10 protein-coding genes are annotated in these 14,822 nt (G+C 40.3%); 3 read left to right on the top strand and 7 right to left on the bottom strand.

Features of this window, described 5'->3' with window-relative positions:
• Positions 1–239: 239 nt before the first annotated feature.
• Entirely contained in the window at positions 240–3,419 is a 3,180-nt protein-coding gene (locus FCN14_RS11840) for a S41 family peptidase (RefSeq protein WP_138431488.1), read from the bottom strand.
• A gap of 241 nt (positions 3,420–3,660) precedes the next feature.
• Here FCN14_RS11840 and FCN14_RS11845 point away from each other — a divergent pair, with 241 nt between their 5' ends.
• Positions 3,661–5,181, top strand: coding sequence for a DUF7282 domain-containing protein (locus tag FCN14_RS11845; protein WP_138431489.1), 1,521 nt, complete (start codon positions 3,661–3,663; stop codon positions 5,179–5,181).
• A gap of 61 nt (positions 5,182–5,242) precedes the next feature.
• Here the strand turns inward: FCN14_RS11845 and FCN14_RS11850 are convergent, their stop codons facing one another.
• From FCN14_RS11850 to FCN14_RS11875, 6 genes are all read right to left on the bottom strand, one after another.
• Positions 5,243–7,426 carry a PAS domain S-box protein gene (locus FCN14_RS11850; protein ID WP_138431490.1) on the bottom strand — a complete coding sequence of 728 codons (2,184 nt, stop codon included), beginning with the start codon at positions 7,424–7,426 and terminating at the stop codon, positions 5,243–5,245.
• A 111-nt stretch (positions 7,427–7,537) separates the two neighbouring features.
• A complete protein-coding gene (locus FCN14_RS11855; protein ID WP_138431491.1) occupies positions 7,538–7,936 on the bottom strand; it encodes a response regulator in 399 nt (132 codons plus the stop codon).
• A 119-nt stretch (positions 7,937–8,055) separates the two neighbouring features.
• Positions 8,056–8,709 carry a response regulator gene (locus tag FCN14_RS11860; protein ID WP_138431492.1) on the bottom strand — a complete coding sequence of 218 codons (654 nt, stop codon included), beginning with the start codon at positions 8,707–8,709 and terminating at the stop codon, positions 8,056–8,058.
• Positions 8,710–11,523, bottom strand: a complete 2,814-nt coding sequence (locus FCN14_RS11865; protein WP_138431493.1) for a PAS domain-containing sensor histidine kinase — start codon at positions 11,521–11,523, stop codon at positions 8,710–8,712. It lies immediately after the preceding gene.
• Positions 11,524–11,713: 190 nt separating this feature from the next.
• Positions 11,714–11,914 carry a YgaP family membrane protein gene (locus FCN14_RS11870; protein WP_138431494.1) on the bottom strand — a complete coding sequence of 67 codons (201 nt, stop codon included), beginning with the start codon at positions 11,912–11,914 and terminating at the stop codon, positions 11,714–11,716.
• Between the two features lie 39 nt (positions 11,915–11,953).
• Positions 11,954–12,763 carry a GntR family transcriptional regulator gene (locus FCN14_RS11875; protein ID WP_138431495.1) on the bottom strand — a complete coding sequence of 270 codons (810 nt, stop codon included), beginning with the start codon at positions 12,761–12,763 and terminating at the stop codon, positions 11,954–11,956.
• Positions 12,764–13,015: 252 nt separating this feature from the next.
• Here FCN14_RS11875 and FCN14_RS11880 point away from each other — a divergent pair, with 252 nt between their 5' ends.
• Together FCN14_RS11880 and FCN14_RS11885 are read left to right on the top strand one after the other, a co-directional pair.
• Positions 13,016–13,402 carry a DUF302 domain-containing protein gene (locus FCN14_RS11880; RefSeq protein ID WP_138431496.1) on the top strand — a complete coding sequence of 129 codons (387 nt, stop codon included), beginning with the start codon at positions 13,016–13,018 and terminating at the stop codon, positions 13,400–13,402.
• 20 nt (positions 13,403–13,422) lie between these two features.
• Positions 13,423–14,778, top strand: coding sequence for a TolC family protein (locus FCN14_RS11885; protein WP_138431497.1), 1,356 nt, complete (start codon positions 13,423–13,425; stop codon positions 14,776–14,778).
• Positions 14,779–14,822 lie beyond the last annotated feature (44 nt).

A 14,822-nucleotide genomic window follows, 5' to 3' on the forward strand; every position in this document is an offset into this window, starting at 1 on the left:
GTGTTTCATTATAACCAAGCAGATAAGTACTATGAAACGATTTAAATACCACTCCCAATAGGTATTGTAATGATTATTTTGACAATAGGTTTACACTCTTGTCAGGGTGGGGCATTAAGAGTAATGCATCCCGTACCCATTTCAAAGTTACGATAGAAAAAATGTGTAAGAATTATTCATTTTTAAAGGCACTGCCTGTTTTTGCAAGCAGTGCCTTTATCTTAGATAGGATCTAACAGTTACTTTGCATCTTCAATTTGTTGCAACAGTTCATCTACGGCACGTTTTAATTGGGCATCTTCTTTGGTTCGGTAGTCTGGAGCATTATCCAGTTCAATATCAGGTACGGCTGGACCCAGTTCCATATTTTTATTATTGGCTTTTACATACCAACCGCGGAAGGGTATTCGTACATAGGAACCGCCCATCAGGCCGGCGCCGCCGGTAGAAATTACTGCTCCAAATGTAGCTTCTCCTACCAAGGTTCCCAAGTCTAGGTTTTTAAAGGCATGGGAGAAAATCTCTGCATTAGAGTAGCTGTTCTGGTTCGACAGGGTGATAGCATGCTCGGTCCAGCTGGAAAGTGGCAGACGTTCTCCGAACGGATAGTGATCACGAAACTTAGTTTTATTTTTCTCAAGATTTGAAGTTGCACCACGTGGGATTGTATAAGCATGTTGTTCGTACTGCAGAACGGTAAGCAGATAGTCTGTTGTCCAGCCGCCGCCGTTATACCGAACATCAATGACGATGCCTTTTTTATCTTCACCGGCAGCTACGAGTTCGCGTTCAAAGCGTTCGAAGCTGGGCCAGTTCATGCCTTCAACATGAATATATCCCAGTTGGCCGTCCGAATACTTTTCGGTAAGTGCTTTTCGCTTCTCAACCCACTGTTCATAGAGCTCATTACTAAGACTACCGGTAGGTTCAATAACGATTTCTCGTTGTTCTCCTTCACTATTTATAACCTGCAACAGGGTGGGGGTATCCACTTTATCGGCCAGCAGGCTATAGAAGTTATTTGCTTCAGCAACGGATTCTCCATCCACACTGGTGATTATATCTCCAGTATGCAACTTACTCATTTCACGGTCGGCAGGAGAGTTGGGCACTATACGGTCAACGCGTGTGCCATTGGCTACATCAGAAACTTCTACGCCCAAAAGGCCGGTTCTAATATCTTGGGTTTCAGCTCGTTCGCTACCGTAAAAGCCCATATGGCTAGCGTTGAGTTCGCCAAGCATCATGTTCATAACATCCTCAAAATCGCGGTCAGAGGATACCTGTTGGGTCCATGGCTTATAATGATCATGGATTTTCCCCCAGTTTTGACCATGGAAGTCAGGATCATAAAAGTTTACATTTAGGTTTCTCCATGCCTCTTCAAAAATCTGATCGCGTTGTTTTTTGTGATTAACTTTCATCTTAGCCGTGTGAGGCAGGTTTTCGAGCTTATCTTTTTTAAGGTCATAGCGCCCCATGAATCCGCCGGATTTCATAAAGTAAAGCGCATTCTTTTCGTCATGTAACCTTAATCTATAAGGACTTTGTCCACCTTCCGTTAGTGCCTTTGTTTCGCTGGCATCCCATTTCGTTTTATATAGGTCACGATCTGTGTCATTACCAACGAAATAAAACGTTTGACCGTCTTTGGAAATAGCGACACCGGATTCATCGCCTGGCATAGAGGTAACTTGCTTTAGTCGTTTATACAGGCCATCAAAATCAATATTAACCGTTACATTTTTAGCTTCTTCTTCGGTAACCTCTATAGGTTTTTGGCTTTTTTCCCAATCAAGTTCCGTGCGTTGCCAGTCTCGTTTATTAAGCCATGCAAACCAGACATCGTCATCTCCATTATTTCTATTAGAAAGGAATGCGAGCTTACTACCGTCGGGACTCCAAACCGGGTAGCCGTCGGGTCGAGGGTGCTTACTGACATTTACCGGTTCTCTGGAATTGTCTACAGGATGAATATATACTTCGTGGTTGAAATCAAGATTAGGTCGGGAATAAGCGAGCCATTTATTATCCGGGCTCCAGGCTATGCTACTGGCTTCAGCCCAGCCGGTATCAAGAAGCGTTGTTTCTTCGCCCAGATCGGATCGTCCTGATACTTCTGAGACAATTAGCTGTCCGCGCCCACGGTTAAATGCTACTTTTTTCCCATCCGGCGATACTACAGGGTTTCTTTCTGAAGTCTCGGTAGCAGTCAATCTGTTAACAGAAAACTGAAGGCTTTCAAAAAGGTCATTCTTGTCTTTTTGTGCAGGCATGAGAGAGTAAAGATCATACTGTCCGTTGCGGTCACTGGAAAAGATTAGGGTAGAATCATTAAGGAAGGCAACATCGCGATCCCGAAATGGGTGATTCGTAACTTTAATAGACCGTTTTTTAGTAGGATCGTTATGCTTTACAAAGATCTCTCCTTCAATAACAAAGGCTAGCCAATCACCACTGGGAGATACTGCAAACTCTTCGGCATCAGCAGAGTAAGATTTTCGCTCTATATTATAAAACCGCTGATCTTGGGATACATCTAGAGGTAAAGGAGCCGCTGTGCCGTTGATAAGCGTATAGAGCCCCGTTTTTCGTTCAAAAACGACCTTGCCATCATTGCTGACATCAAAATAGCGTACCCCATCACCTTCAAAATCGGTAAGCTGTTGGGGGCTACTCCCAAAGGTGCCATTAGAGGTAAACTTTGTGCGGTAGATATTATGGGTACCGCTGCGTTCACTAATAAAATAGAGCGTGTTGTTATCGGCAAAGGTGGGGTACATGTCGTTGCCTTTAAAGTCTGTTAACTGCTGATAGGAATCGGTTTTAGTGTCATATACCCATAAATCTTTATTGGCAGGCCCACGGTAGCGTTTGCGGTATTCCTTATTATACCCTCGAATAAAAACAAGATAGCGCCCGTCGGGGGACATCGTCGCCATCATTCCGAAGGCATCAAAGAAACGTTCGGGTGTTCCGCCTTCAGCAGAAACGGTATGGATTTCAGCTTCCCACTCTACTTGATTAAATACTCGGTTCGAAGTGAAGATAAGACTGTTGCCAGGTGTCCAGCCGGTAAGTTCATCGGCAGTTGAATGATAAGTGAGTCTTTTAAGGGCATTGCCATTGTCATCCATCACAAAAATATCATCGTTGCCATGGCGGTCACTTGTAAATGCAATTTGGGTACCGTCATAATTCCACTGCGGACGTGCTTCATATGCTTCGTGGAGCGTAAGTCGCCATGCCCGGCCCCCTTCGACAGGAACAGTCCAAATATCACCTTGGTACGAGAAAGCAATAGTAGAGCCATCAGGGCTTATGGTCGGGAATCGAGCAAAGGGCTCATCGTTTTGTGCATGTAGATGTATAGAACAAAAAAATGTTAAAAGCAGGAACAGTATAGACAGTTTTTTCATAAGAGATTTGATTGGTTTATATGCTAAGACCGAACAGCTCAGTTTGATTGATGAACATTTCTTTTGGTCCATTTTCTAGTATGTAAGAGATTTATCAAATAAGCAAGCTTATCCTTTATGAAAGGATTGTGGAAATAATTTCAAAAAATAGCAGAAAAATTAAATCTGCTTTCGAAGTTATTACGTGTATTAGGATAGAGAGTCGAAAACTTTCACTAATCACAAGTAAAACATACACATTATGTTATCTATAAAGAAGTTACTCATTTATACCATACTGTTGACGTTGCCGATAATATCATGCAGCGACAATGGGACGGGCAATGATTCTAATATGGAAGATCCTGCTACCTTATCGGTAGAGAATCAAGGGACTTCTAATGGGAATATGGTTAATATTCCTGAAGTAAAAGTACCAGAAAGTGGTTGGGTTGTTATTCACCGATCCAATTCAAATGGTGATGGCCCAACGGTACCTGATATTATTGGAAAAGCGATGTTGGAATCCGGAACCAATAGCAATATCGCAATTCAGCTTGAAGAAAGTGTTTCTGATAGCGAAAAATTATGGGCGATGTTGCACAAAGACACCGGTACAAAAGGAGAGTATGAGTTTACCGGCGGCGATTCTCCTGACCAGCCTATTACCGTTAATGAGAATGTGCTTACAAAGCCTTTTGAAATAGTGCAGACCGATCCTGCTATAGCAGCAGAAGATCAGGTTAATAAATCTAATAGCGGCGGTACTTTTAATGTAGAGGTGGATGCTGCTGAAGAAGGTTGGGTTGTTATTCACCGATCCAATTCAAATGGTGATGGCCCAATGGTACCCGACATTATTGGGAAAGCGGCTGTTGACGCTGGATCGAATGGTACCGTGCAAGTTTCACTTAATGATGAGGAATCGGTAGAGACCGGTGAAAAACTCTGGCCAATGCTTCACTATGATACCGGCACGGATGGAGAATATGAGTTTGACGGTGAAAGCGGACTCGACCAGCCGGTAATTTTTGACGGTAATATTGTATTGAACAGCTTTACCGTACAAGCGAACCAGTCTACATTAACAGCTAACGACCAAACGGTTATGGATAACAGTATCTCTGTAGATGTAGATGCCGATGCCGCCGGTTGGGTTGTGGTACACCGCGACGCCGGTTCCGGGCCCAATGTACCTCCGATTATTGCCAAGGCAGCTATCGACAAGGGAATGAATACCGATGTTAAAATTTCATTTGGAGATTCTGTTGTAAGTGATGGCGAACAGTTGTGGCCTATGGTACACTATGATACTGGTACTATGGGGGAGTATGAATTTGACGGTCAAAGTGGATTGGATGAGCCTATGATTGTAGATGGTAATGTATTAACAACTGAAATTACGGTTTCAGGTTCTACACCTAAGGTGGCTACTAATGACCAGGATGCCGATAATGATATTCTTGTAGCTGAGGCGGATATGATGGAACGCGGCTTTGTTGTCATTCACCGGAATACTCAGGATAGTAATGGCAATGACGCTCCTGATGTATCAGGTATTATTGGAAAAGCCGATATCTATACCGGTACAAATGGTGATGTCATGATAGATCTAAATGACGCCGAAAGTGTTGCATCCGGCGAAAAACTCTGGGCAATGTTACATATCGACAGTAACAGTAACGGCACTTACGATTTCGATGCGAATGATAGTAATCCGGATGATCCGCCGGTATCTGATTCAAATGGTGACATCGTCATGGTTCAGTTTACGGTACAGTAAACATAGCAGGTAAACCCCATCACTGCTGGTTTAAGACCCTTCGTTCACGGAGGGTCTTTTTTTATTCTTTTGCTTCGGGAAGCCAGTTTCTAGCTGGTCCATTCCCATTTTGTTTAGCGAAAATAAGTTCAAATTTTTGATACGAAGAACTCTCATTAGGCCAAAGCATTTGTCCGTCTAACTGTTTAACCAGCGGACTGATAAGGAGGTTGTGCAAGGAGTCATTGTTTTGTATTTGTTCGGCATCTGAGACAATGTTGTATCCGTCTAAGATGAGGTGTACTTTTTTGCCATATTCCCTTAGGCGAATATTAATATCTGTGGATTCATCTTTATCACTGTCGAACTCACAAATTAAAGACAATAGTTCATTCAATAATAATCCACAAGGGATCGATTGATCAATATTCATACGGACTGCTCCGATGTCCGCTTTAAGGTTGATGGCTTCGGCGTCATGTTTCTTCTGAATATTATGTTCAGAAATAAATTCATCCACAAAGCTTTTGAAAGGTATACTATTAAGCTTCCCATTTTTATAAAGTACTTCGTGGATGGAAGAGATGGTTAGGATACGATTTTTAATATCTTGCAGTTGCTTATCGAACTCAGGATTACTAGAATCGTAGGTTTGTAGTTCCAGCAGGCTATTAATAAGCGCCAAATTGTTTTTAACACGGTGATGAAGCTCGGCTAACAGAACCTCTTTTTCTCTTAATGCTATTTTAATTTTGTTTTGATAGTCTTGTTGATGTGAGATATCAACATAAATGCCGTAAATGCCTATTATTTCTCCTTTGTGACTTACGGGAACACTACCAATTATTACCGGTACTTCCCGACCATCTTTGGTCATACGTGTGCTTTTAATCTGTAAGGCTTTTCCATTGAAAGTGGCTTCCGAGATAGCTTTCGCCTCTTTATCTTTTTGGTCAGGAACAATTGAGTTATTGACAGATTGTCCTTTAATTTCGTCTTCCCGATAATGGAAAAGTTGTTCAAAGCTTTTGTTTACGCTTTCTACTTCACCGTCGGCATTTACAATGACAATGCCGTTGGGAGAGTTGTCAAAAAGCTGCTGAAGCATTAATTGGGTGCGCTTGTTTTCACGCCTGATACGTTTTTCTTCCGTCATATCTAGAGCGGCACCGACAATATATTTTTTCCCATCTTCTATGAACCGTTTAGCGCTAATATAATAATTGCGAAGTTCTCCGCTTTTACTGTGAGCGCGTGTTTCCAGAACCAACTCTTCTCCTTCCAGGCAACGGTTAATTTCCTTTTCTACTTGCAGGTGTTCTTCTTCCAGCACCAAATCCATGACGTTTTTGCCTTTCAATTCATCGGCGCTATAACCAAACTTCGTAATCATGTTTTGATTCCACCGCACAAAATTTCCTTCGTCATCAAATACAAAAAAGGCTCCGGGAATACTATCAAGAATAGATTCTGTAAAGTTCTTATTTTTAATGAGGTCTTTCTCAGCCTTTTGGCGTTGACTAATATCTCTAAAACTGACGATAGCCCTTACTTTTCCAAGTGGCGTGCGATAGGCTTGTGAGGAAGCTTCGACCGGAATATTATGACCCTCTTTATGGATAAAAGTAGTCTCAACCTGATATTTACCTGACTCTTTTCGTTCTTTCAACGCTTGCTGATATTTTGGATCTGTAACATCAACAATATCTTTCTTTCTACAGCTAATTAGATCGTCTTGATTACGCCCTAAAATGTCACAAGCTGCCGGATTTGCATCAATAACCTGGCCTTTAGAGTTGGTAATTAAGATACCGTCTAAACTTTGTTCAAATTGTATATGATATCTACTTTGGTGATTTTCTTGTTGTTGCTTTTTTTGTACCGATGCACTTACATCTTCATTAATGATGATGTATTGTTGTTCTCCCTGGTAAGGTTGGATAGTTTGTTTAAACCAGAACGAATTATCTTGTGTTTGATCCGGGAAAGAAAAAGAGAATGAATCTTTTTTACCATTAATCACTTTCTTTATTCCCAGTAAGAGTTTAAGAGCATAGTCATTTCCAAACTCTATTGCCTGTTGGAGACTGCCAAAGTAATTGTCCCCTTCTGAAGTGCGTTTTATGTAGCTGGTATCATCACCAAATGTGGTCCATGCTTTATTCGTCTTTAGCACTGTACCGTTTGAATCTATGATAGCGATTTGTGTTACAAGGCTATCCAATAATGATGCATCTAGTTGAATATTTAAAAAGTCACTGCTCATCTTGTTGGGGACTGAATTGGTGAACGTGGAAAGATATATTCACGAATTTGGAATTAAGATGTAACAGCTGAAAAGCCTAAATTTTTTATACTTCAAATCACCTATAGATGATTAGGTAGAATTTGTATAAATGTATTGTTTTCCTTCGACTACTTTTGATACAGCTTCAATAATTACTTCTTCACTGGCACCTACTTGGATATAACCGTTAGCCCCGAGTTCAAGCAACGGTTTTATTAATAGTTTCTTGCTATAGGAGTTGAGTGCTAAAAGAGGAGTATCAGGGAATTTGGATAATATATTGCGGACCGTTTCCCGGGGAGAATCAGAAAAGCCATTCAAATTAACCAGTATAATGTCGTAGGAGGTGTTTCCCGGTTGGGGAATAGTAAGTGCAGAGACATCATTCTCGGATATATGGCTCTCAGTATGCCAGTCCTCAATAGGTTCTAGCATCTCTAAAATGGTATGAGTAATAGAGCCCTCGGGGCCCAATAGCAAGATGTTCATAAATAATTATCCGTTGTAGCTTGTACCCAATCTACTATTTTTAGGGGGGCAGGGGTATAACGAAAAAAGCCTAAATTAAGAGTAGGTGTTTTCACCTACGACCATTGTAAGAGGGGACGTTATTCCAGCTCTACAAGATTATGTTTGATTGCATAGGTTACTAAGCCAGCTGTATTTTTAGCACCTGTTTTTTGAAGAAGATTACGGCGATGGGCATCGACTGTGCGAATACTGATATGGAATTTGTCTGCAATTTGCTGATTGGTATACTCTTTGACAATCAGATCGAGTACTTCTTGTTCTCGTTCAGTAATATTAGCAGGGTCCTGGTTTTCTTTTTTGCTACTGCTCTTTACCAGGTCCATCATAACCCGTTGGGTGGCGTCTTCACTAAAATAATGGCGACCGTCCAGAATAGTAGTAATAGCTTCAACCAATTCGTTTTTGTCAGAACTTTTTAAAATATACCCTGAGGCTCCGGCCTCAATCATGTTACGGATATGTTCATCCTCATCCATCATGGTAAGAGCCAGAATTTTAATATCGGGATACTGTTCTTTTATTTCATTAGTAGCTTCTATCCCATTTAACTTCGGCATGTTGATGTCCATGATAATAAACTGAATATCATAGTCTTTACATGCTTCAATGGCTTCTTTACCATTTTCAGCTTCGGCAATAATTTGAAATCCTATTTCATCTTCCAGAAGTAATCGGATTCCATCACGGACAATATCGTGATCATCAACAAGAAGAATGTTAATACTAGCCATTTAAGATTTTTTACCTGAGGTTAGTCTATCAATTTTAGGAAATGTTATTGTGATTTTCATTCCTTTATTGGGTTCAGATGAAATGTCAATATTTCCATTCAAGCTATTTACGCGTGTTTTAATACTTCGTAAGCCCAAACCTTGTTCTTCATGCTTGTCGGTCAATTCAGCTCCCACCCCATCATCTTCTATGGTTAAACACAAGAATTGTTCAGATCGATTCAACGTTATTACGATGTTTGAACATTGTGCATGCTGTACAGCATTCGAAATAATTTCTTGGCTTATACGGTAAATGTTTGTTTCAGCCTGTCGAGAAAGAGCAAGAGAACTTTTGTTGCTATCAAACCTGAAACTGATGTCCGTACTGCTTTCAAGGTCTTGTATTAAATTTTCGAGAGCGGCAACTAGCCCATAATCAGCAATAGCTTTGGGCATTAAATTATGGGCAATAGAGCGAGTTTCTGATAGGGCCTTCTTTAAATGAGAGAGCCCGGTTTTGAATTGCCGTTCCCGCTTGTTGGGGAGTTGATTAATTTGCGGTACAATAGATTGAAAGTTCATGTTGGCAGCAACCAGGTATTGGCCCAATCCATCGTGCAATTCACGGGCAATACGTTTTCTTTCTCGGTCCTCTCCTTCAATAATTGATTGTATCACCTTGTTTTGTAATTGTTTTTGATCAGTAATATCCACGGTGATAGCATCCCAGGTAATATTGCCTTCATCATCTTTATGCGGGATAGCAGTACCTTTGTGCCACCGTATGCTTCCGTCAGGTTTTATAAAGCGTCCTTCAATATTCCACTCGGTCATACTCTCTGCTGATCTCTCTATCTCTTGTTTGATATCTGAAACATCTTCAGGGTGAATATTTTCCCATATTAAACTATTATTAGCTTCGATTTTTTTATTAGAATACCCCCAAATTTTTTGGGCTCCTTTACTAACGTAACTTATTTCCTCAGTACCATCAGAATAACGATTATAGCGGTATACAACTCCCGGTACATTGTTTGTTATTGTTTGTATTCGTTCTTTACTTTTGCGCAATTGCTGTTGTAGGCGTTCCTGCCTGGTAACGTCATTAATAAGTACCAGCCGGTAGGTATGGTTACTGTATTTAACATCAGCAGCTGATATTTCTACCGATATTTTTGTACCATCTTTTTTGAGGTGGGTCCAGCTTTCTGAATATGAATTGACGCCCTGGTGTTTTTTGACATCCTTTTTCATAGCTTCAACTTCATCTGGTGGGCGGATATCAGTCAGGGTCATATTCAGGAACTCTTTCTCAGAATATCCATAATGTTCAATTGCTGCTTTATTAACCTCAACAAAAGCCAGGTTCTCAGGATTATAGATCCACATAGGTTCGGGGTTCTGCTCAAAGATATGTCGATATTTTTGCTCAGACCAGCGTAGCTCTTGTTCCAGCTTTTGCTGTTCAGTGACATCGACTACGGTCGAAATCATGAGGTTCTGGTCATATACTGGAATTGCTTTGTTATTTACGTATTTAGTGGCACCATCTTCTGTAGTTACCTTAACTCCATTCCAACTCATACGCTCAGGGTCACCGCTATTTAGATCTCTCATTACCCGTTTGCGCATCTTTTCCCTGTACTGTTCATCTTGGTAAACATGGTTAAAAAAGCTATTGACATCTTCCAGTATCTCTTTGGGCCAGCCGTAAATTTCAGTAAACTTCTCATTAACAAAAGTTGTTTTGCCGTCATCAATGGTATTTACAGCAACTCCGATAGGAATGTTTTGTAAGGTGGTTGAGATAAAATCATTTTGTACCTCTAACTTTCGCTGATACTCTTTTTGAGCATCAATATCACGTATGGTGCTGACAATTTTGTCAATGTCACCATCTTCATTATACACTAACGATACTGTATGGTCGGTATGGAAAACTTCCCCATTTTTTTTCATCATTTGGAATTCAGTTTTGAAAAGTCCTGTTTCATTGAGACTTTCTTGGCCCAACTCATTAAACTTTTCAAAAGCTTTATGATCGATATGTATTTTTTCAGTAGACTCACCTAAAAGTTCACTGGCTTTATAACCAAACATATCTTCAGTGCTCTTGTTGCAGTCGGCTATAGTCCAATTATCCGGCTCTAAAAGAAATACACTTTCTTCGAGGCTTTCGAATACTTTTCGCAACAATTTTCGCGATTCCCTGACCTTAGCTTGGGATGCTTTTATTTCAGTCATATCAATACCAATGCCAACCGAAGTATCATCGGTTAGTTTTATATTAGTCCATGAGGTAGGGATCCGTTCTCCAGATTTAGTAGCCATGTCGAACTCTTTCCATCCTACGCCGGGACTCTTCATAAACTCAGCTACTTCCTTTCTTTGTTCGATATCCGGAAAGCAGGCCTTCATGAAATTGATATCCTGTAAATCCTCGTTACTCCACCCACTCACTTTTTCGAATTCTTTATTTATTCGAAATACTTCATGGTCAGGGTCATAGATATTGATCAATACAGGAATCCGATCGAATAAAATATCTGATAACTCTTTCTCAAGGAATATTTTTTCTGATAGCTCTTCTATTTTTAATTCTCTTTCAGATAACTGTTGACCATGTTTTTGGATCAGATAAAACAGTCCAATAGATGTCAAGAAAATGTATACACCGCCTTTATATGTTTGCAGGGTAGAAAGATAGCTGGGATCAGAAACAATTGATTCAAGGAGGTGGTCTGTGAGTGTAATCCACAGGGTGGCAACAACCACATAGATCAAGGTGATCTTGAGAGGAGAAAGGGGGATATCATCCTGTTGGATAGTCACAAGCCAATACTTAATTAATAGATTCTCTACTGATTCATTATTTCATAGTGTATTGATAAAAAATGAATAGATAAAATTTTTTTAATGCTTAGTTGCCTCTCTTGGTAAATATATTTAGTAATAAATATTTAAATGGTTAATAAAAGCAGGCAATTAGTTATTGCCTGCTTAATAAACAAAGCTTTTGGGCTCATTCTTTTTTTGTGGATAGGCCAAATGGCATATATAACGGGCAAGTACTAATCAGGCTTGTTAATAAAAAGACCAATGCGAGGACACCAAGAATAACAGCAGTAATCCCCGAAATGATATTAGTGAAGTATAACACACCTACTAGTATCGCCAGTATCGTTCGAATAATGCGATCCATATTTCCCATATTCTTCTTCATAATGATACCCTTTTGTATTTATTTGAGATTAGATAAAGATTATTTATCGGTGTTACGAAAAACGGGCGTAAATTCTTTTGATGCTAACTCTTCACTATTACCCTTTTTAGCAGTCGTATTATATCGTTCAGCCATTAGCTCAAAAACAATTTTGTCATTTCGATAAAAGCGCTTTTGAAAATACACCGGTTTATCACCAATAGTATATGAAATCCGGTTAATCTGCAATAGAGGGGTTTGGGTTTCTACCTGAAGATGTTTGGCTAGAGACTTGTTAGCAATGGTGGCCTCAATGCGATAACAGCCACGCTCAATGGGGATGTCAAATTCATTCTCCAAGATGGAAAATATGGTTGTTTGTTCCAGGTCATATGATTCAATGAGCTGCCCATAAAAGATGGGCATCCAAGTAATATCAAATGCTACGGGCGAACCATCCCCAAGACGGACACGCTCAATTTTTACTGCTATTTCTTTATTCTGAATGCCTAGGTATGAGAGCAGATCTTTTTGATCAGAAACATCTTCTTGTTCAAAAGAGATAAGTTTTGAGCTCGGGGTTAATCCCGAACCGGCCAGTTCTTCCGTAAAATCATTTAAAATAGAAAATGATTGATGGGTTCGTTGATCAGTAACAAAAGAGCCCAGCCCCTGACAACGATAAATAAGTTGGTCGTTTTCAAGTGTTTGCAGGGCACGGCGCACCGTTACACGACTGACATCAAATTTTTCACTGAGTTCATTTTCGGACGGTAGCTTTTCATTCTCTTCAAGCGTTCCGTACTCAATTTGGTTTTTGATCCAGTCGCTAATCTGTTTGTGTAAAGGAATTCCTTCTTTTAAGTCCATAGGTGGTTCTTTTTCAATGTTATTTACATTCAAATCTAATGAATAAATTGAATTCGTACAAATACCTGTAAATACAAGTTGTATGGTGTTGTATTGTCTAGGTAATGGGTTTATATAACCGTACGGCCATTTCAAATGGGGTGATAGATTATGTATATAGGACCCATCGCCAATATGTATTAACTTGTATTGACAAGTAGTTTGTCTCGCACTATATTAACGACAGATAAATTCAACTAACCATTTAAACTCATGACATACTATTACACAACCACCACTAATAAGACGTTTGAAGAAGCTATAGAGGAAGTAACGGCTTTATTAAAGGAAGAAGGTTTTGGAGTACTTACCGAAATTGATGTAAAGGAAACACTTAAGAAAAAGTTAGATGTTGATTTTAAAAAATATCACATACTAGGGGCTTGTAACCCTGAGTTTGCTCATAAAGCACTAACCGCAGAAGACAAAATTGGTGTAATGTTACCTTGCAATGTTATTGTCGAAGAACATGAGAATGGGCAAGTGGAAGTATCTGCAGTAAACCCGGTGGCTTCTATGCAGGCGGTAGAAAACGATGAGCTACATTCCATAGCGGATGAGGTCAAGAAACGGCTACAAAAAGTTATTGAGCAATTATAAGAAGAGATTACTTAAATATTATGAATACTGAATATCAGAAGTCTTTATTGTCCCTGGTGCTTACTGTCGGTGTGTTGTTTTTAGCAGCACAACCGGCGGTAGGTCAGGAGGCAGGGGAGATTAGGAAAATGAGTTTGCAAGAGGTTTTGACCATTACACAGAATGATAATTTCCGGATCCGAATGGCAGAGTCGGATGTCAATAAAGTACGTTCACAGTACCGACAGACTAATGCCACCTTCCTGCCTCAAATTTTGCTGGAAGAGACAGGGACCTATACCAATGATCCTTTAAATGTATTTGGCCTTAAGCTGAAGCAGGAGGTTGTAACGCAGGCTGATTTTAATCCAGCCCTGTTGAATGCACCTGATCCGTACGAAAATTTCACGACTAAATTATCAGTTCAGCAGCCCCTGATTAATTCGGATATGTTGTTTAAACGGAGTGCAGTCAGAGATCAACTGGAAGCTGCCCGTAAACAACTGCAAGGTACTATTGAGCACGCACGTTTTCAGGTTAAAGATACCTACTATCGGCTTATGTTAATGCAAAATCGGTTGTCAGTAATTGAGAAGTCATTAACGATGGCCAAAGAAAATAGGCGTCAGGCAGCTAATTATTATGAACAGAATATGATTAGCAAGGCTGATTACCTGGCTGCAAAAGTACGAGTGCTGGAGTTGGAGAGTAAGCAGTCTCGAACGAGTAATCAGCTGCAAAATGTGCAAGACAACTTGCGATATTTGTTGGGGATCAAGGAGGAAGTCACCATCCTTCCTACGGATAGTTTGGAGGTAAAGCCAGTATCAACAGAAAATATAGATCCGCAACAGGTGACTAATTCAAAGTTGCAGGCATTACAATACCGCCTCTCTTCAGCCAGACAGATGCTGCGTTCTTCTAAGTTTAACTTTGTCCCAAGTCTCAATCTCTTTGGCAGCTACGAGTTTAATGATGACAACCTGTTTGGTACCCAGGGCGAAAGCTTTATGGTAGGTGCTACTCTCAAGTGGAATCTGTTTAGTGGATTCAGCAAGGTTGGAAAGGTGATGGAGTCGCGTGCCGACCTAAAGAAAGCAGAGCTTGCTTATGAAAGTCAGCGTTTTAAGAATGAAATGGAGGTTAAGCAGGCTCGTCGTTCGTTGCAACAGGCGCAGAAGCAGCTGAACTTTGCTAAATCTTCGGTAGAGCAAGCCCGCGAAGATTTTCGAATTAGAAAGAATCGATACAACCAGGGATTGGAGAAAACAACAGACCTGTTGGCGGCAGAAACTAAGCTTGCCCAGACACGAGCTCAACGACTCAATGCGATGTACCAGTATAACCTGAGCATTGCAACCCTGGAATTATTGTTAGAACAAGAAATTGCCTACTAAGAACTATTTAAATCATCATATCATGAATATGCCGAACAAGAAAA

This window comes from Fodinibius saliphilus (genome assembly GCF_005869845.1).
Classification (GTDB): domain Bacteria; phylum Bacteroidota; class Rhodothermia; order Balneolales; family Balneolaceae; genus Fodinibius; species Fodinibius saliphilus.